We start from the raw sequence: 18,647 nt of genomic DNA on the forward strand, positions 1-18,647 counted from the left end.
GGGGTAGACCCTTCGTAGCACAGGACCCACCGCCCGTCGCTGGGGAGCGGACGAGCGGTTCCAAGGCCGGGGTCGTCGTCTCGGGGGACGGCGGCCCCGGCCCTTTTACTGTCCGGGGTCGGTGGCGAGGCCCATGGCCTGCTGCCCGCCGTCCCGCGCGCTGCACCGCGCGCGTCGTCGAGCGGTCGATGGTGCCAGGCGCCCGGCCCGCGGAACGGTAGGGGGTCGTCCCGGCGTGTCCGGTCGTCCCGCCGGTCGTGCACGTCCGGTGCCCGCGTAGCGTGGCGATCCCCAACCGGAGCACCAGGAGCCGACGACCCGCCATGGCCGAAGGAACCGGCACCTCGCCGACCCACATCGCCCGACTGGTCCGGGACGCGATCCCGCCGATGCACCCCGGCGGGCGTCCGATCGTCGCGGGGGTCGCCCTCGCCGCCGCCGGTGTCCGCGCGCTCAGCGGCCGGGGAGCGCTCCCCGGGCTGCTGGCGACCGCGGCCACGGCGCTGTTCTTCCGGGAGCCGGCACGGACCCCTCCGCTGCGCACCGACGCCGTGCTCGCCCCGGCGGACGGCACGGTCGCGACCGTCGCCGAGGTCGTCCCGCCCGCGGAGCTGGACCTGCCGCGCGAGCCGCACACCCGGGTGTCGGTCTTCCTGACCGTGCTCGACGTCCACGTCCAGTGGGTGCCGGTGAACGGGCGCGTCGCCGCCGTCACGTACCTGCCGGGGAAGTTTCTCTCCGCTGACCTGGACAAGGCCAGCGAGGACAACGAGCGCAACGCGATCACCTTCGTCCGGGCCGACGGCACCGGGGTCGGGGTCGTGCAGATCGCCGGCCTGCTGGCCCGCCGGATCGTCTGCCCGCTGACCGGGGGCGAGGAGGTCGCGGCCGGCGAGCGCTTCGGCCTGATCCGGTTCGGGTCGCGGGTGGACACCTACCTGCCGCCGGGGACCGAGCCGCTCGTCCGGCCCGGCCAGCGCACCGTCGGCGCCGAGACGGTGCTGGGGTACGTGCCGGTGGAGGGCTGAGATGGGGATCGGGCGTCCGGCCAACGGGTATCCCGCCGGGGTCCGGCTCCTGCCCAACGCGGTCACCGTCCTCAACCTGTGCGCGGGCCTCTCGGCCGTCTACTTCGCGCTGGGGAACCGGTTCGACCTGGCCATCGGCGCCGTGCTCGCGGCCGCCCTGTGCGACGCGCTGGACGGCGGGCTGGCCCGGCTGCTCGACGCGTCCAGCCGGATCGGTGCCGAGCTCGACTCGCTGGCCGACCTGGTGTCGTTCGGTGTCGCCCCGGCGCTGGTGATCTACATCTGGGCGTTCGAGGACACCCGGGCCGGGTGGATCGTCGCCCTGGTGTTCGCGGTCTGCATGGCGCTGCGGCTGGCCCGGTTCAACACCCTGATCGACGACGACAGCGCCCCGCCGTTCGCCCGGGAGTTCTTCGTCGGCGTCCCGGCCCCGGCCGCCGCGATGACCGCCGGGATCCCCCTCTACCTCTGGCTCCACTTCGGCGACGGCTGGTGGTCGGCCGAGCCGCTGGTCGCGGGCTGGGCGCTGGTCACCGCCGGGCTCATGGTGAGCCGGATCCCGACCGTCTCGCTGAAGACGGTCAGGGTGCCACCGCGGGCGATCGCCCCGCTGCTGGTCGGGGTGACGGTGATCGTCGCCGTGCTGCTCACGGTGCCGTTCCTGGGCATCACGATCGCGGGTCTCGGCTACCTCCTGCTGCTGCCCTACACGGCCTACCGCTACCGCTGGCTGGCCCGCCACCCCGAGGCGTGGGACGTCCCGGTCCGCCAGCGCCGCGCCGTCGCCCGGGCGGCGCGTTCCGCCCGCCAGCTCGGTCTGCGCCCGCCGCTGCGGCGCCGGGTCGCCGGGCGGGCCGGTGCGGTCGCCCGCGGCGTGCGCCGCCGGCTGGACCCGGAGGGCGCCGCCCGCCGGGAGAACGGCACCGACCGCCGCGCCGCCGCCCGCGGCCCGGGTGTGGCCCCGGCCCCGCGCGGCTCCGGCCGCCGTCTCGGCCTGCGCCGCCGCTGACCCCGCTCCCGCCGGCCGGTGTCCGCCGACGGGATAGCGTGGCGGCGTGGGAGATCCCTCGCTGACCCTGGTCGCCCGCCTGGCCCCCGCGGCCACCGACGCCCGGCGCGGGGTGATCCGGCTGCACCCCGAGGTGCTGGCCGGGCTCGGCCTCCGCTCCTGGGACGCGGTGACGCTCACGGGGTCCCGGGTGACGGCTGCGCTGGCCGTCGCCGGTGACGCCGCAGGCCCGCACGGCCAGGCCCGGCTCGACGACGTGACGCTGTCCAACGCCGGACTCACCGACGGGGCCCAGGTCGTCGTCGCCCCGGCCACGGTGACCGCGGCCCGGGAGGTGCGGCTGCTCGGCTCGCGGCTCGCGACCGCCACGGTGAGCCCGGCGACGCTGCGGCTGGCGCTGATGGGGAAGGTCGTGGTCCGCGGCGACGCGGTGTCGTTGCTGCCGCAGGACATCGAGCCGCCGCCCGGGTCCGACGTCGGGTCGGTGCGCCGCGCGCTGGTCGCCGCCGTCGGCGGGGCGTGGACCTCGGAGCTGCTCACCGTGGCCGTCGCCGGCCCGGACGGGGGACCGGTCGTCGTCGTGCCGTCGACCGTCGTCGGCTGGGAGGGCGGCGCCGACACCGGCACCGTGACCGTCTCGCCGGCACCGGGCACCGCCGTCGGCCGTCCCGCCCTGACGACGGCCGGTGGGCCCACCGCGACCGGGCGGTCCGGCGGGCCGGGCCCGGCCGGGCCCGCCGGCGGGTTCGTGGGCTCCCCCGGCGGACCGGCAGGCGGGACGGGCGACCGTGGCGCCCGCGACGGCGGTGCCGGCGCGGACACAGCGGCCCGGGACGGTGCCGCCCCGGACACAGCGGCCCGGGACGGTGCCGCCCCGGACACCGCGGCCCGGAACGGTGCCGCCCTGGATGCCGACCCGACGCCGTCGATCGACGACCTCGCGGCGAACGAGGCGGTCGCGCGGCGGCTGCTGGACTGGCTGGAGCTGATGTTCCGCCGCCCCGAGCTGCTCACCCGGCTCGGCGGGGACGCCCGGCTCGGGGTGCTCGTCTCCGGCCCGGAGGGCTCGGGCAAGGCCACGCTGGTGCGCAGCGCCGCCGCGGCCGCCGGGGCCCGCTGTGTCGAGCTCGTCGGGCCCGCCGTCGCCGCCGTCGAGCCCGCGGCCGCGGCCGAGCGGGTCCGCGCCGCGATCGCCGACGCCCGCAGCACCCCGGACGATCCCGCGGTCCTGCTGGTGCACGACGCACACGCCCTGCTGCCCGCCTCGTCACCACCGCCGCTGGCCACACTGGTACTCGACGAGCTGCGGGCGGCGACCCGGCCCGGCGGGCCCGCGCTCGTCGTCACCAGCGCGGAGCCGGAGGGGCTCGACCCTCGGCTGCGCGCCCCGGACCTCGTCGACCGCGAGCTCGCCGTCGCGCTCCCGGACACGGCGACGCGGCGGGCGCTGCTGGAACGGCTGCTGTCCGGGGTGCCGCGGGCGGGTGACGTCGACCTGGGCGTGATCGCGGCGCGGACCCCCGGGTTCGTGGTGGCCGACCTGGCGGCCGTCCGGCGGGAGGCCGCCATCGCGGCCGCCCTGCACGGCGGCGCGGACGACGCGGAGGAGGTCCGCCAGCAGGACCTGCTCGACGCCGTCGGCTCGGTCCGGCCGATCTCGCTCTCCGACGGCGGCACGCTGAGCGCGGGGGGTCTGACCCTCGACGACGTCGGCGACATGACCGAGGTGAAGCGGTCCCTGACCGAGGCGGTCCTCTGGCCGCTGCGGCACCCGGACTCGTTCGCCCGGCTCGGTGTCGAGGCCCCGCGTGGTGTGCTCCTCTACGGTCCGCCCGGTGGCGGGAAGACCTTCCTGCTGCGGGCGCTGGCCGGGTCCGGGGATCTCAACGTGTTCGCGGTGAAGGGCGCCGAGCTGCTCGACAAGTACGTCGGCGAGTCCGAGCGGGCGGTCCGGGAGCTGTTCCGGCGGGCCGCGGAGGCCGCTCCGGCGCTGATCTTCCTGGACGAGGTGGACGCGCTCGCGCCGCGCCGTGGCGGGTCCACCGACGCGGGCGTCGCCGACCGGGTGGTGGCCGCGTTGCTCACCGAGCTGGACGGGGCGACGCCGCTGCGGGAGGTCGTCGTCGTGGGGGCGACGAACCGCCCGGAGCTGATCGACCCGGCCCTGCTGCGCCCGGGCCGGCTGGAGCGGCTGGTGTTCGTCCCGCCCCCGGACGCCGAGGCGCGGGCCGACATCCTGCGCGCGTCCGGCCGGGACGTCCCGCTGGCCGACGACGTGGACCTGGACACGCTCGCGTCCGACCTGGACGGCTACTCGGCCGCGGACTGCGCGGCGCTGCTGCGCGAGGCGGCGCTCACCGCGATGCGGGAGTCGCTGGAGGCCGGCGAGGTGACGGCGGCGCACGTCGCGACCGCACGGGAGACCGTCCGGCCGTCGCTGGACCCCGCGCAGGTCGCCGACCTGGAGGCCTACGCCGAGCGCCGCAGCGGCTGACCACACACGACGGTCCCGGACGAGCGACTCGTCCGGGACCGTCCGTGCCGGGGAGCGGAAAGCCGGTGTCAGGCGGCCGAGAAGTCCCGGGTGACGATCACGATCACGCCGGGCGTCGCGTCCTGGATGCCGTCGAAGCGGGGCTCGGTACGCATGCCGAACTTCTGCGCGATCTCCTCCGCGGCGGCCTTCTCGCCCGTGCCCTGCCGGTAGTAGACCGTCGTCGTCGGGATGACGCCCTCGGAGTAGTTCTGGACCTGGGCGACGTCCCAGCCGTTGGTCCGGAACTGGCCGGCGGCCTTCTCGGCGAGCCCGCGGATCGTGGAGTTGTTGTAGATCCGCACGGCGGGCCGGGCCGCGGCGGACGATCCCTCGCCGGCCGCGGCGCCACCACCACCGGCGCCGCCGGCGCCACCGGCCGCGGCGGGCGGCGGGGCGACGGCCGGGCCGGGCCCGTCGTAGCCGGGGGAACCCGGCGTGCCGGGAGCGCCCGGGGTGAGCGGCGACGTGCCGCCGGGCGCGCCGGGGGCTCCGGGCCCGCCGGGGGTGCCCGGAGCTCCGGCGCCGTCGGCGCCGGGTGCGGCGCCGTCGCCGCCCGGGGCGGGTTCGGCGCTCGCCGACGGCGGCGGGGCGGCCTGAGGGTTCTCCTCGCCACCTCCGCCGAGGCCGAACAGGCCGACCACCCCGGCGACCACACCGACACCGATCAGTGCGATTCCGGCGATCTTCAGCGGCGACTGCCCGCCGGACGCGGGTGCGGTCATGGTGACCTCCGGTCAGTGTCGATCACGGCTGTCGTCTGCGCCGCCGGCTCAGGGCTCGAGGCCGAGACGACGGGCGGCGCGGGTGCGCTGCCGGCTGGAGCGCAGCCGGCGCAGGCGCTTGACCAGCAGCGGGTCGACAGCCAGTGCCTCGGGCTTGTCGACCAGCGCGTTCAGCACCTGGTAGTAGCGGGTGGCGGACATGTCGAAGAGCTCGCGGATCGCCTGCTCCTTGGCTCCCGCGTACTTCCACCACTGGCCCTCGAACGCGAGGATCTCGCGCTCGCGGCGGTCGAGGTCGCGGGAGGGGGCGGCGGGGCGGCGGTGCGCTCCGCGGCTTTCCGGCAGGGACCCAGCGGACTCCATCACGCTCCTCGAGCGGCTGACGAACTCGGTCGGCGACGGCTCCGGAGAGGCGCCGCCGGCACGAATGACACGTCTGTCATTCGCGGTCCGGATTGAACCACACGGCACCGACGCCGACCGGTCACGACGCGCCCCGCGGCGCGGAAACCCCCCGGTCGGGTCCACGGCGGGAGCAGGCGCGGAGGGGAGATCGCCGGACCGTACCCTGCGACGGTGACGGTTCTGCGCATCCGCATGGTCGGCGACCCCGTCCTGCACCGGCCCACCCGGCCCGTCGAGCAGGTGGACGACGGGATCCGGACGCTCGTCGACGACATGTTCGAGACGATGGCCGCCGCGAACGGGGTCGGCCTCGCCGCGAACCAGGTCGGGGTGGACCTGCGGCTGTTCGTCTACGACTGCCCGGACGAGGAGACGCGCACGATGCGGCGCGGCCTCGTCGTCAACCCGGTGCTCGAGACCAGCGAACGCCCGCAGGTCATGCCCGACCCGGACGACGACGAGGAAGGCTGCCTGTCGGTGCCCGGGGAGAGCTACCCGACCGGTCGCGCCGACTGGGCCCGGGTCACCGGCACCGACCTCGACGGCGAGCCGGTCGACGTCGAGGGCCGGGGCTTCTTCGCCCGCTGCCTGCAGCACGAGACGGACCACCTCGACGGCCACCTGTACCTGGACCGGCTGATGGGCCGGAACCAGAAGGCCGCGAAGAAGATGCTCAAGCAGAACGGGTGGGGCGCGCCCGACGACTCCTGGGACCCGGCGACGACCCCCGCCGAGGACGTGCCGCGCGGCTGAGCGGGAGCCCGGGCCTCCTCCCATGGTCCGAGGCCCGACCTGCGAGAACCGTACCTCCGGCCGATGCCGGGGACGGCGCGGCGGGAGCACTGTGGAGCCATGGTGCTGACGATCCTGGCCGTGGCCCCCGTGCTGGCAGTCCTGCTCGTGATGGCGGCCCAGCCGCTGTTCGAGCTCTTCGACGCCCGCGCGTCCGAACGCGACCGGGCGGCCGGTCGTACGGCCCCCGAGGGCACGCCTGCGGCGCTGCCCGAGGACTACCCGCTGCCGCACGCGCCGGTCGCGTTCCCCGAGGCGCTCGGCGACGTGACGCCCGGCGTCCGGATCCCCGCGCAGCGCGGGCCGCTCCCGCGGGTCCGCGCCGCCGGGTGAGCGTGGCTCAGCCGACCAGCCGGTTCTCCCAGGCCCACGCGGCGATCTCGACCCGGTTCCGGGCGTCCAGCTTGGACCCGATGTTGGCCAGGTGGGTCTTCACCGTGGACAGCGAGACGAACAGGTCACCCGCGATCTCGTGGTTGGTCCGGCCGCGGGCGACCGCGCGGACGACGTCGAGCTCCCGCGGCGACAGCGCGACCGCCGGCTCCGTACGGGGCGGGGGCTCGGTGAGCCGCTCCAGCAGGCGCACCGTGACCGACGGCGACACCAGCGCGTCCCCGGCCGCGGCCGCCCGCACCGCCTCCACCAGCAGGCGCGGCCCCGCGTCCTTCAGCAGGAACCCGCACGCACCGGACCGCAGCGCGCCGTAGACGTACTCGTCCAGGTCGAACGTCGTCACGACGACGATCCGCGGCGGCGACGGGTCCGCGGCCAGCGCCCGGGTGGCCGCAATGCCGTCGATGCCGGGCATCCGGATGTCCATCAGGACCACGTCCGGGCGCAGCCGGCGGGCCACCGCGACCGCGTCGTCACCGGTCCCGGCCTCGCCCAGCACTTCGATGTCGCTCTCCGCGGAGAGGATCAGCCGGAACCCGGTGCGCACCATCTCCTGGTCGTCGGCCAGGACGACACCGATGCTCACCGCGCTCCGTCCAGCGGCAGCTCCACCAGCACGGTCCAGGCCCCGGGGCCGTCCGGGCCGACACGCAGCGTCCCGCCCAGCACCCCGACCCGCTCCGCCATCCCGGCCAGCCCGAAACCGCCGCGTCCGAGCGCCTGCTGCGTGCGGTCGGGGGCGCCGCCGTCGTTGCGGACGGTCACCTCCAGCGACCCGTTCCGTCTCAGCAGCGCGACCCGGACCGACGTCGCGTCCGGCGCGTGCCGGTGCACGTTGGTCAGCGACTCCTGCACCACCCGGTACGCGGTCGCGCCGACGCCCGGGGGCAGCGCGCCGAGCGCGGCGTCGCGTTCCAGCACGGTGCGCGTGCGGTCCGGGTCGAACCGGTCGACGAGCTCGTCCACGTCGGACGGGCCGTGGGCGACGGTGCGGCCGGCCTCCTCGCCGCCGCGCAGCACTCCGACCATGCGGCGCATCCCGGCCAGTGCCTCGGCGCCGGCCCGCTCGATCGACTCCAGCGCCGGGCCGGCCTCCTCGGGCCGGATCCTGGCGACCGTGACGGCGGCCTGCGCGGCCACCACGATGCCGGTGACGTGGTGCGCGACGACGTCGTGCAGCTCGCGGGCCAGTTCCAGCCGTTCCCCGGTGCGGGCCTCGGCGAGCCGGGCCTCGCGCCGCACCCGGACCTCGCGCAGCACCGCGGCGACCGCGACCGTGCTCGCCCAGCCCAGCCCGGTGACCGCCACGCTCATGTTCCAGTCGACACCGTCGGTGGCGAACCGCAGGGCGGGCATGCCGACGATCACCAGGAACGCACCGGCGGCGGTCAGGACGGCCACCCCGCCCGCGGCGACACGGACCGTCGAGACGGTGACGACCGCCAGCGCGAACAGCTCGGCCAGCGACACCTCGGGGGGCCCACCGGTGACCACCGCAGCCAGCGAGAGCACGGCGGAGAGCACCATCGCGATCACCGTCGCCGCACTCCGGGACCAGCGGTACCGGGAGAGGGCGACGGCGGCCACCAGCGCACCGGCGACCGGGCCCGAGTACGCGAAGATCCCGGGGTCCGACACGCCGGGGGAGGCGAGCACGTCGATCCCGAGCCAGAACAGGTAGGCGAACGCCTCGCACGTGAACAGCAGCGTCCGCGACCGGGCGCCGGGCCGGGCCGCGGGCGCCCCGTCCCGCGGGATGACGGCGGTCGGTCCGGACATGGCGCTCACCCTAGGGCGGAGATCGCCGGCCCGCCCTCGGCCGGAAGTACGACGCGCGGACGACCGGAGACCGTCCCGTGGTCCGACGCGCCGGACCCCTCCCGCACGGCACCGTCGTCATCATGCTCGACGTCCTGATGAACACCGCCGCCGTGATCGGCGGCGTCGTCCTGTTCCTGATGTTGCTGACCGTCGCGGCGCTGCCGTTCCTGCAGGAGTGGGGTGAGCAGCGGTGACGGCCCCACGGGCCGCCGCCGCGGCCATCGGCCTGGTCCGCGCCTACGGCGAGGGCCGCGGCGCCGTCCGGGCCCTGGACGGGATCACGATGTGGCTCCCGGCGGGCCGGTTCACCGCGGTGATGGGCCCGTCGGGATCCGGCAAGTCGACGCTGCTGCACTGCCTGGCCGGCCTGGACCGGCCGACCGCCGGACAGGTCCTGCTGGGCGACACCGACCTCGGCGCGCTCGACGACGCCGACCTCACCGTCGTCCGGCGGGACCGGATCGGGTTCGTGTTCCAGGACGGCAACCTGCTGCCGCACCTCACCGCCGGGGAGAACATCGATCTCGCGGCCTCGCTGGCCGGTCGGCGTCCGGACCGGGCGTGGCGGACGGAGCTGGTCGACCGGCTCGGGATCGGCGACCGGCTGCGGCACGTGCCCGCGGAGCTGTCCGGCGGCCAGCGGCAGCGGGTCGCGGTGGCCAGGGCGCTGCTGGGGCGGCCGGAGATCGTCGTCGCCGACGAGCCGACCGGGGCGCTGGACACCACGTCCGGGCGGGAGCTGCTGGGCCTGCTGCGCGGCTGCGTCGACGACTACGGCCAGACCGTCGTCATGGTCACCCACGACCCGCTGGCCGCGTCGGCGTCGGACCAGGTGCTGCTGCTGCGCGACGGGACGGCAGCGGGCCGGCTCGCCGACCCGACGCCCGGCACCGTCCTCACCGCACTCGGCGAGCTGACGGCGGGCGGGCGGCGTCCGGCGCCGGTGCCGTCGTGAGGGCGGTGAACCCGGCGACCCGCGCGGCCGTCGCCGGGATCCGCAGGAACCCGCGGCAGACGGTGCTGACCGGGCTCGCGGTGCTGGTGTCGACGGTGTTCGCGACGGGGTCGGTGCTGTTCACCGGCACCCTGCGCGAGGCACTGCTCGCCGGCGCCACCGACGCGGACCAGGTGTCCGCCTCGGTGACCTCGGTGCTGGCGGGGCTCTCCGTGTTCGTCGGACTCGCCCTGGTCGCCGCGGCGGTCGTGGTCGGCTCGACGTTCCGGATCGTGCTCGGGCGCCGCAGCCGGGAGCTCGCGCTGCTGCGGTGCATCGGCGCGACCCGCGGGCAGGTGACCCGCTCGGTGCTGGCCGAGGCGGGAGTGACCGGGCTGGTGGCGGGCGTCGGTGGGGCCGTCGTCGCCACCGCGGCGGGGTACGTGACCCTCGCGGCGCTGCGGGCGTCCGGTGTGGAGGTGCCGGGTCTGGCCCTGCCGCCGGCCGGGCTGGCCGGGTGCGTGCTGCTCGCCGTCGTCGCGACGGTCGTGGCGGCGGTGCCGCCCGCGCTCGCCGCCGGACGGGTGCCACCCGTCGTCGCGCTGGGGGCGGCCGACGCCGCCGAGGCGCACGGTCCGCGTGTCCGGCGCAGGGCGCCGCTCGCCGCCGTGCTCGTCGCAGTGGCGGCCGTGACCGGCGCCCTCGGCCTGGCGGTCCCGGACTCGCTGGCGGCGCTGAGCCTGGTGGCGCTCAGCGGGATGGTGCTGTTCGCCGCGCTGGTGGTGGCCGGACCGTTCCTGGTGGCGGCCGCCGCGACCGCGCTGCGGCCGCTCGCGGAGCGCTCCGGTCCGGCGCGGCTGGCCGTCGCGAACGCCCGCCGGGTGTCCCGGCGGACCGCCGCGACGACGACGGTGCTCGCCCTCGGTGTCGGGCTCACCGCGGCGCTGCTGGTCGGCATCGACGGGGCGAGCGCGGAGGCGCGGGCCTCGATCGACCGCAACTACCCGGCGGACGTCCTGGTGCTGCCCGCGGACACCGGCCCGGCGGGGGACGCCGCGGGGCGGAAGGACGCGGCGGACGCCACCGCGGCACGGCTGGCCGAGCGGTCCGAGCTGCGGGTCCGTACGGACGGCACCGAGGTGCTCGTCGACGGGGCACCGGGGGCCGCGCCGGAGGCCGTCCGGGCCGCGGTCGCGTCGGCCACCGACGGCGGCGGGGCGACGGTGATGTGGGCGGCGGACGTGCGGGCCGAGACCGAGCAGGTGTTCACGACCGTCCGGGCGGTCGGCGCCGGGCTGGTCGGGGTGACGCTGGTCGTCGCCGTGCTCGGGGTGGGGGTCACCCTCGCGCTGTCGGTGAACGAGCGGACCCGGGAGATCGCGCTGCTTAGGGCGCTGGGCCTGACCCGGTCCGGCGCGCGGTACGCCGTCGCCGCGGAGGCGGCGCTCGCCGGGCTGGTGGGGGCCGTACTCGGTGTGGTGCTCGGGGCGGGCTACGGCGCGCTGGGGCTGCAGGCGATCGACATGCCGGTGCCGCTGCCGCCGGCCGGGCAGCTCGCGGGGCTGGGCATCGGCGTCGTCGCGGTCGCGGTGCTCGCCGCGGCGGCGTCGATGCGCCGGGCCGGCCGGGTGGCGCCCGCCCACGGACTGGCCGCGGGCTGACCGCGGCCACGGTCCCGGAGCCGCACGCGGCTCCGCACACCGCTGCGCGCCCGCACGAGGGGGCGGGCGCGCAGCGGTGCCGGTGTGCCGGGGCCGGGGATCAGCCCTTCGGCTCGAGCACGAACACCGGGATGACCCGGGAGGTCTTCTCCTGGTACTCGGCGTACGGCGGGTACGCCGCGACGGAGCGGTCCCACCACTCCTGGCGCTCGGTGCCGGACACCTCGCGCGCGACGAACGTCCCGGTCGCGGTGCCGTCCTGCACGGTGACCTCGGGGTTCGCCACCACGTTGTGGTACCAGGCCGGGTGCTCCGGGGTGCCGCCCTTCGAGGCGATCATCGCGTAGGACCCGTCGTGCTCGACGCGCATCACGGGGACGTAGCGCTGCTTCCCGGACTTCGCGCCGGTCGTCGTGACCAGGACGATCGGCCGGTCCATGACCGTCACGCCCTCGGTGGTGCCCTGCTCCAGGATCTTCTGGGTCTGTTCGCGGACCCAGTCGGTCGGGCTCAGCTCGGCATTCTGCGTCATACCGGTGGTGAACCCGGCACCCGTCGTGATCATTCCTCGCGGGCGGGTGAGAAGCGCCCGGGGGCTGGCCTTCCGCGCCGGACGGTGCCTACGGTGCCCGGGCACGATCAACTGAACACGCGGGAGCTCCGTCGCGCGGGGCTGAGAGGGCGACACACCGATCCACGGTCGCCGACCGCAGAACCAGCCGGGTAATGCCGGCGAGGGAGGACTGTCGTTCATGACGGCTGCACCGGAACACGCGCGTCCGCAGGTCACCACCGGCCCGATCACCGGGTCGGCCAAGGCCTGGGTCGAGGGCCCGGACGGGATCTCCGTCCCGGTCCGGCGGATCGCGCTCAGCAACGGCGAGCACCACGACGTCTACGACACCTCCGGCCCCTACACCGATCCGACGGCGGTGATCGACGTCGGCGCGGGACTCCCCGCGCTGCGCGCGCCGTGGATCGGGGGCCGGGAGGACGGCGGGACCCAGCTGTCGTACGCACGGGCGGGGGTGGTCACCGAGGAGATGCGCTGGATCGCGGTCCGCGAGCGGTGTGACGCCGAGCTGGTCCGCTCCGAGGTCGCCCGCGGCCGCGCGGTGATCCCGGCGAACGTGAACCATCCCGAGTCCGAGCCGATGATCATCGGGAAGCGTTTCCTCACGAAGGTCAACGCCAACATCGGCAACTCCGCGGTGTCGTCGTCGATCGCCGACGAGGTGGAGAAGATGGTGTGGGCCACCCGGTGGGGTGCCGACACCGTGATGGACCTGTCCACCGGCCGCGACATCCACACCACCCGCGAGCGGATCCTGTCCAACTCGCCGGTCCCGATCGGCACCGTTCCGATCTACCAGGCGCTGGAGAAAGTCGACTCGGACCCGGCGGAGCTGTCCTGGGAGGTCTACCGGGACACCGTGATCGAGCAGTGCGAGCAGGGCGTCGACTACATGACGGTGCACGCAGGCGTGCTGCTCCGGTACGTGCCGCTGACCGCGAAGCGGGTCACCGGGATCGTCTCCCGCGGGGGTTCGATCATGGCCGCGTGGTGCCTGGCCCACCACCGCGAGTCGTTCCTCTACACGCACTTCTCCGAGCTCTGCGAGATCCTGCGCCGCTACGACGTCACCTTCTCCCTCGGTGACGGCCTGCGCCCCGGCTCGATCGCCGACGCCAACGACGAGGCCCAGCTCGCCGAGCTCGCGACCCTGGGCGAGCTGACCCGGATCGCGAAGAGCCACGACGTGCAGGTGATGATCGAGGGCCCCGGACACGTCCCGATGGACAAGATCGTCGAGAACGTGCGGCTGGAGGAGGAGTGGTGCGACGAGGCGCCCTTCTACACGCTCGGCCCGCTGGCCACCGACATCGCGCCCGGCTACGACCACATCACCTCGGCCATCGGCGCCGCCCGGATCGCCGAGGCCGGTACCGCGATGCTCTGCTACGTCACGCCCAAGGAGCACCTGGGCCTGCCGAACCGCGACGACGTCAAGGTCGGGGTGATCAGCTACAAGATCGCCGCGCACGCCCCGGACCTGGCCAAGGGGCACCCGCACGCCCAGGCCCGTGACGACGCCCTGTCCCAGGCCCGGTTCGAGTTCCGCTGGCGCGACCAGTTCGCGCTCTCGCTCGACCCGGACACCGCGCAGGCGTACCACGACGAGACGCTGCCGGCCGAGCCCGCGAAGTCGGCGCACTTCTGCTCGATGTGCGGCCCGAAGTTCTGCTCGATGAAGATCACCCAGGACGTCAGGGACTACGCCGAGGCGCACGGCCTGACCAGCGTCGAGGCGATCGAGGCCGGGATGGAGGAGAAGTCCGGGGAGTTCCGGGACGAGGGCGGCCGGGTGTACCTGCCGATCGCGTCGGCGGGGGACTGAGGAGTGGGTGCCCGGGGGACGGCGACCGTCCCCCGGGCGTCACGACACCCGGTGGGGTGAGCGACTACCGTCGTCGTCCGAGGAGCACGAGAAGTACGAGCACGACGCGGGAGCTCGCGGTGCGAGCGGGCTGAGAGGGCGGCTGGGTCCGGGACGGGCCGGCGCCGCCGACCGCGGGACCGGCCGGGTAATGCCGGCCAGGGAGGACCACGCCATGCCCGAGCCCACCGTCGGCACCACACCGCCGCGCGCCCTCACGATCGCCGGCACCGACTCCGGCGGCGGCGCCGGGATCGCCGCCGACCTGCGGACCTTCGCCGCGTGCGGGGTGCACGGCTGCCTCGCCGTCTGCGCGGTGACGGTGCAGAACACGGTCGGCGTCACCGGGGTGCACACGATCCCGCTCGACACGATCGCCGGGCAGGTCACCACCGTCGCGTCCGACATCGGGCTGCAGGCCGCGAAGACCGGGATGCTCGCGAACGCCGAGATCATCGAGGCCGTCGCGGCGGCCTGCGACGGCAACGGCATCGGGGCCGGGCGCGCGACACCGCTGGTCGTCGACCCGGTCGCCGCCTCCATGCACGGCGACCCGCTGCTCGCCGCCGAGGCCCTCGACGCCTACCGGCACACGCTGTTCCCGCGGGCCACGCTGGTCACGCCGAACCTGGACGAGATCCGGCTGCTGGTCGAGCACGACGTGCACGACCGCGACGGCCAGTACGCGGCGGCGAAGGCACTGCACGATCTCGGCCCGCGAGCGGTGCTGGTCAAGGGCGGGCATCTCGCCGGCGACACCGACGGCTGCCTCGACCTGCTCTACGACGGCGAGGTGTTCGTCGAGCTGCCCGGCCCGCGGTTCGACACCGGCGACACGCACGGCGGCGGGGACTCCCTCGCGGCGGCCGTCGCGTCCGGGCTGGCCCGCGGCCACGACGTCGAGGCGGCCGTCCGGTTCGGGAAGCGCTACATCGTCGAGGCGGTCCGGCACTCCTACCCGCTGGGCGCCGGGCACGGCCCGGTCTCGCCACTGTGGACGGTCCGGCCCTGGTGGGACGACCCGGCCTGATCCCCGCGGGGTCGGGCCGCGCCCGGGCGCCGTCCCCGGGACCCGGTCGCAAAAGTCGGGGAGCGACCCGCCGCGGCCGTCGCCGAGTGCCGGACACCGATGATCGGACGCCCGACCGTCGTGGCTCCGCAGATGCGGTGCCGCGCCCGCGCGTCGCTCCGCGAAGGGTACCCTGACCTGCAAAGAATCGGTCCTCGGCGCGTCGCACGCCGGCCCCGTTCCTGTATACGCTCGGCCGCGATGAGCATCTTGGGCACCCGCGTCGTCCGCACCGAGGATCCGGTCTTCCTCACGCGGGGCGCGACCTACACCGACGATCTGATCGACGAGCGGCTGACCGGAGCGTTGCACCTGACGCTCGTCCGCTCGCCGCTGGCCCACGCGACGATCACGTCGATCGACACCTCGGCGGCGCTCGACTCGCCCGGTGTCGTCGCGGTGATCACCGGCGCGGACCTCGACATCGAGCCGGCGCTGCTGTTCCCGGGCGCGAACAAGGCGATGACCCGCCCGTTCCTCGCGACCGACCGGGTCCGGTTCGTCGGCGAGCCGGTGGCCGCCGTGCTGACCGAGGACTTCTACCAGGGCGAGGACGCCGCCGAGCTGGTCGACGTGGAGTACGAGCCGCTGGACGCGGTGATCGACCCGCTGGCCGCGGTGCAGGACGAGATCCTGCTGTTCCCGGAGGCCGGCACCAACACGGCCGCCGCGTACGGGTACGACTCCGAGCCCGACCCGGACTACTTCGCCGGCTGCGAGGTCGTCGTCACCCGGGACCTGGTGAACCAGCGCCTGGCCGCGGCCCCGCTGGAGACCCGGGCCGCCAGCGCGTTCTGGGACGGCGACCGCTGCACGCTCTACATGTCCAACCAGAACGCCCAGGGCGGCCGGGACGAGGTCGCGGGCTGGCTGGGCATGGACAAGGAGAACCTGCGGGTCATCCTGCCCGACGTCGGTGGCGGGTTCGGCGCGAAGATCGGCTCCGACCCCGAGTTCGCGATCGTGGCGTGGCTCGCCCGGCGTGAGGGCCGCCCGGTCCGCTGGAACGAGTCGCGGTCGGAGAACATGACCGGGATGGTGCAGGGCCGCGCCCAGCGCCAGACGATCACGATCGGCGGCACCCGCGAGGGCAGGGTCACCCACTACCGGCTCGACGTCGTGCAGGACCTCGGCGCCTACCCGCGCCTGGGCACCTTCCTGTCGGTGTTCACCCGGATGATGGCGCCGGGCACCTACGACATCGAGAACGTCGACTCGCGTGCCCGCGCCGTCGTCACCAACACCACCTCGATCGCCGCCTACCGCGGCGCAGGCCGCCCCGAGGCGACCGCTGCGATCGAGCGGGCGATGGACCTGTTCGCGCACGAGATCGGGAAGGACCCGGCGGAGGTCCGCAAGCTCAACGTCGTCGCCCCGGACCGGTTCCCGTTCCAGACCAAGGGCGGGGTCGAGTACGACTCCGGCGAGTACGCCAAGGCGATCGACCTCGCGCTGGAGAAGTCCGGCTACGACCGGCTGCGCGCCGAGCAGAAGGCCCGCCGCGAGCGCGGCGACGCCCGCCAGCTCGGCATCGGCGTCTCGTCCTACGTGGAGATCACCGGTGGTGGCGCGTTCGCCGAGGACGCGTCGGTCGAGGTGCACCCCGACGGCGCCGTGACGGTGCTGACCGGTACGTCGCCGCACGGGCAGGGGCACGCGACGGCCTGGGCGATGCTCGCGTCCGACCAGCTGGGCGTCCCGATCGAGAAGATCACCGTCAAGCACGGCGACACCGACCTCGTCCCGCGCGGTGGCGGCACCATGGGGTCGCGGTCGCTGCAGACCGGTGGCGTCGCGGTGCACCAGGCGTCGGCGGAGCTGATCGACCTCGCCAAGCAGCGGGCTGCGGACCTCCTCGAGGCGAGCGTCGACGACCTGGAGCTCGACCCGGCCAACGCCGCGATCACCGTCCGCGGGGTGCCGTCGGCGAAGAGCGTCACCCTCGCCGAGCTGGCCGCGGCCGAGCAGCTCAAGGTCGACACCACCTGGGACGGCGAGAAGCCGACCTTCCCGTTCGGCGCGCACGTCTGCGTCGTCGAGGTCGACACCGAGTCCGGCAAGGTCACCGTCGAGAAGATCGTCGCGGTGGACGACGCCGGCCCGATCCTCAATCCGCTGCTCTGCGAGGGACAGCGGCACGGCGGCATCGCGCAGGGCATCGCGCAGGCGCTGCTGGAGGAGGTCGTCTTCGACGAGGAGGGCCAGCCGCTGACCGGCACCTTCGCCGACTACGGCATCCCCTCGGCCGCCGAGCTGCCGAGCTTCGACCTCGTCGAGATGACCACGCCGACCCCGGTGAACCCGATGGGCTACAAGGGCATCGGCGAGGCCGGGACGATCGGGTCCACCCCCGCGACCCAGAGTGCGGTCATCGACGCGCTGTCCCACCTCGGCGTGACCCACATCGACATGCCCCTGACCCCGCTGCGGGTCTGGGAGGCCGTCCACTCCGCTTCGGAGGGAAGCAAGTGAAGGTAGACATCACCGTCAACGGCGAGTCGACGACCGCCGACGTCGAGCCCCGGCAGCTGCTCGCGCACTACCTGCGCGACACCGTCGGGCTGAAGGCCACCAACATCGGCTGCGACACGACCTCCTGCGGCGCCTGCACGGTGCTGCTCGACGGCGAGGCCGTGAAGTCGTGCACCGTGCTGTCGGTCCAGGCCGACCAGCAGTCCGTCACCACGATGGAGGGCCTCGACGGGGCCTCCGAGGGCCGCCCGGAGCACCCGGTCACCGCCGCGTTCCGCTCCGAGCACGGCCTGCAGTGCGGGTTCTGTACCCCGGGCATGGTCATGTCCGCGGTGTCGCTGATCAGCCACGACGACGACCTGGACGAGCGCAAGGTGCGGGAGGGGCTGGAGGGCAACCTCTGCCGCTGCACCGGCTACCACAACATCGTCCGTGCGGTGCTCGTCGCGGCCGGCAAGGACCCGGACGCCGAGCAGAAGGCCGAGGCCGAGTCCGACGCGCTGCGCACCGCGCCCGCCTTCTCCCGCGGTGAGGGGGCCGGCGCATGATCCCGCTGCAGTTCGACTACGCCCGCCCCGACACCCTCGACGACGCCATCGCGCTGCTCGCCGAGAAGGGCGAGGACGCCAGCGTCCTCGCCGGCGGCCACTCGCTCATCCCGGTGATGAAGGTCCGGCTCGGCGCCCCCGAGTTCCTGATCGACATCGGCCGGCTGCCCGAGCTGTCCTACATCCGCGTCGAGGGCGACGAGGTCGCGATCGGTGCCGGCACCAAGCACCGCGACGTCGTGGACTCACCCGAGCTGGCGGCCGAGGTGCCGCTGCTCCCGGCCGTCGCCCGCACCGTCGGGGACCCGCAGATCCGGGCCCGCGGCACCCTCGGCGGCACGCTGGCGCACGGCGACCCGGCGGCCGACCTGCCCGCTGCGGTGCTCGCGCTGGACGGCACGATCGTCCTGCAGGGCCCGCGCGGGCGGCGCACCGTCCCGATCGGCGGGTTCTACACCGGTGTGTTCACCACGGTCCGCGAGCCCGACGAGCTGATCGTCGAGATCCGGATCCCGCGCTGCGGCGACCGGGGCTGGGCGTACGAGAAGTTCACCCGCCGGTCCAACGACTGGGCGATCGTCGCCGTCGCGGTGTCGGGTGACCGGATCGGCCTGGTCAACATGGGCTCGACGTCGCTGCGGGCCACGGCCACGGAGCAGGCGCTGAAGGACGGGAAGTCGATCGCCGAGGCGGCCGCGCTGGCCGCCGAGGGCACCGAGCCCCCGTCGGACACGCACGGCACCCCGGCCTACCGCACCCACCTGGTGCAGGTGCTGGTCCGGCGGGCCCTGGAGACCTCGCACGCCTGACCCGCACCAC

At 75.1% G+C, this 18,647-nt stretch carries 17 protein-coding genes; 12 read left to right on the forward strand and 5 right to left on the reverse strand.

Annotated features, from left to right (window positions below; all coding sequences use genetic code 11):
* The first annotated feature begins 323 nt into the window (after positions 1-323).
* The 3 genes from AD017_RS15750 to AD017_RS15760 are packed head-to-tail and all read left to right on the forward strand — an operon-like array spanning position 324 to position 4,531.
* On the forward strand, positions 324-1,028 hold the full coding sequence (locus AD017_RS15750; RefSeq protein ID WP_010243531.1) for a phosphatidylserine decarboxylase: 705 nt from the start codon (positions 324-326) through the stop codon (positions 1,026-1,028).
* Position 1,029: 1 nt separating this feature from the next.
* Positions 1,030-2,037 (forward strand): CDP-diacylglycerol--serine O-phosphatidyltransferase, encoded by a 1,008-nt coding sequence (pssA, locus tag AD017_RS15755; RefSeq protein WP_060574679.1) that lies wholly within the window; start codon positions 1,030-1,032, stop codon positions 2,035-2,037.
* A 46-nt stretch (positions 2,038-2,083) separates the two neighbouring features.
* Entirely contained in the window at positions 2,084-4,531 is a 2,448-nt protein-coding gene (locus tag AD017_RS15760) for an AAA family ATPase (RefSeq protein WP_060574680.1), read from the forward strand.
* A gap of 68 nt (positions 4,532-4,599) precedes the next feature.
* Here the strand turns inward: AD017_RS15760 and AD017_RS15765 are convergent, their stop codons facing one another.
* Positions 4,600-5,295: a LytR C-terminal domain-containing protein gene (locus tag AD017_RS15765; protein WP_060574681.1), complete on the reverse strand. Its 696-nt coding sequence runs from the start codon at positions 5,293-5,295 to the stop codon at positions 4,600-4,602.
* A gap of 48 nt (positions 5,296-5,343) precedes the next feature.
* On the reverse strand, positions 5,344-5,658 hold the full coding sequence (locus AD017_RS15770; RefSeq protein WP_010224083.1) for a DUF3263 domain-containing protein: 315 nt from the start codon (positions 5,656-5,658) through the stop codon (positions 5,344-5,346).
* A 213-nt stretch (positions 5,659-5,871) separates the two neighbouring features.
* On the opposite strand from AD017_RS15770, the gene AD017_RS15775 reads away from it, so the two are divergent.
* Positions 5,872-6,453, forward strand: a complete 582-nt coding sequence (locus tag AD017_RS15775; RefSeq protein ID WP_010224081.1) for a peptide deformylase — start codon at positions 5,872-5,874, stop codon at positions 6,451-6,453.
* A 99-nt stretch (positions 6,454-6,552) separates the two neighbouring features.
* On the forward strand, positions 6,553-6,825 hold the full coding sequence (locus AD017_RS15780) for a hypothetical protein (protein WP_060574682.1): 273 nt from the start codon (positions 6,553-6,555) through the stop codon (positions 6,823-6,825).
* 7 nt (positions 6,826-6,832) lie between these two features.
* Here AD017_RS15780 and AD017_RS15785 read toward each other — a convergent pair whose 3' ends face one another.
* Positions 6,833-7,471, reverse strand: a complete 639-nt coding sequence (locus AD017_RS15785; protein WP_060574683.1) for a response regulator transcription factor — start codon at positions 7,469-7,471, stop codon at positions 6,833-6,835.
* On the reverse strand, positions 7,468-8,664 hold the full coding sequence (locus AD017_RS15790; RefSeq protein ID WP_060574684.1) for a sensor histidine kinase: 1,197 nt from the start codon (positions 8,662-8,664) through the stop codon (positions 7,468-7,470). Before AD017_RS15790 ends, AD017_RS15785 begins: the two co-directional genes overlap by 4 nt.
* Positions 8,665-8,896: 232 nt before the next feature.
* Here AD017_RS15790 and AD017_RS15795 point away from each other — a divergent pair, with 232 nt between their 5' ends.
* Together AD017_RS15795 and AD017_RS15800 are read left to right on the forward strand one after the other, a co-directional pair.
* A complete protein-coding gene (locus AD017_RS15795; protein WP_060574685.1) occupies positions 8,897-9,661 on the forward strand; it encodes an ABC transporter ATP-binding protein in 765 nt (254 codons plus the stop codon).
* 5 nt (positions 9,662-9,666) lie between these two features.
* Positions 9,667-11,301, forward strand: coding sequence for an FtsX-like permease family protein (locus AD017_RS15800; protein WP_060574686.1), 1,635 nt, complete (start codon positions 9,667-9,669; stop codon positions 11,299-11,301).
* A gap of 100 nt (positions 11,302-11,401) precedes the next feature.
* On the opposite strand, the gene AD017_RS15805 is transcribed toward AD017_RS15800, so the two are convergent.
* Positions 11,402-11,833 carry a nitroreductase family deazaflavin-dependent oxidoreductase gene (locus AD017_RS15805; protein WP_060576426.1) on the reverse strand — a complete coding sequence of 144 codons (432 nt, stop codon included), beginning with the start codon at positions 11,831-11,833 and terminating at the stop codon, positions 11,402-11,404.
* 220 nt (positions 11,834-12,053) lie between these two features.
* Between AD017_RS15805 and thiC the strand changes: the two genes are divergently transcribed.
* The 5 genes from thiC to AD017_RS15830 all read left to right on the forward strand — a co-directional run bounded on the left by thiC (position 12,054) and on the right by AD017_RS15830 (position 18,637).
* Positions 12,054-13,700, forward strand: a complete 1,647-nt coding sequence (gene thiC / locus AD017_RS15810; RefSeq protein WP_060574687.1) for a phosphomethylpyrimidine synthase ThiC — start codon at positions 12,054-12,056, stop codon at positions 13,698-13,700.
* Positions 13,701-13,914: 214 nt separating this feature from the next.
* Positions 13,915-14,769, forward strand: coding sequence for a bifunctional hydroxymethylpyrimidine kinase/phosphomethylpyrimidine kinase (gene thiD, locus AD017_RS15815; protein ID WP_010242030.1), 855 nt, complete (start codon positions 13,915-13,917; stop codon positions 14,767-14,769).
* A gap of 240 nt (positions 14,770-15,009) precedes the next feature.
* A complete protein-coding gene (locus AD017_RS15820) occupies positions 15,010-17,280 on the forward strand; it encodes a xanthine dehydrogenase family protein molybdopterin-binding subunit (RefSeq protein ID WP_060574688.1) in 2,271 nt (756 codons plus the stop codon).
* Positions 17,277-17,828 carry a (2Fe-2S)-binding protein gene (locus AD017_RS15825; RefSeq protein WP_010242027.1) on the forward strand — a complete coding sequence of 184 codons (552 nt, stop codon included), beginning with the start codon at positions 17,277-17,279 and terminating at the stop codon, positions 17,826-17,828. The genes AD017_RS15820 and AD017_RS15825 overlap by 4 nt, the downstream gene beginning before the upstream one ends.
* Positions 17,825-18,637 (forward strand): xanthine dehydrogenase family protein subunit M, encoded by an 813-nt coding sequence (locus tag AD017_RS15830; protein WP_060574689.1) that lies wholly within the window; start codon positions 17,825-17,827, stop codon positions 18,635-18,637. Before AD017_RS15825 ends, AD017_RS15830 begins: the two co-directional genes overlap by 4 nt.
* The last annotated feature ends 10 nt before the right edge of the window (positions 18,638-18,647 follow it).

Source organism: Pseudonocardia sp. EC080619-01, assembly GCF_001420995.1.
In the GTDB taxonomy this organism is placed as follows: domain Bacteria; phylum Actinomycetota; class Actinomycetes; order Mycobacteriales; family Pseudonocardiaceae; genus Pseudonocardia.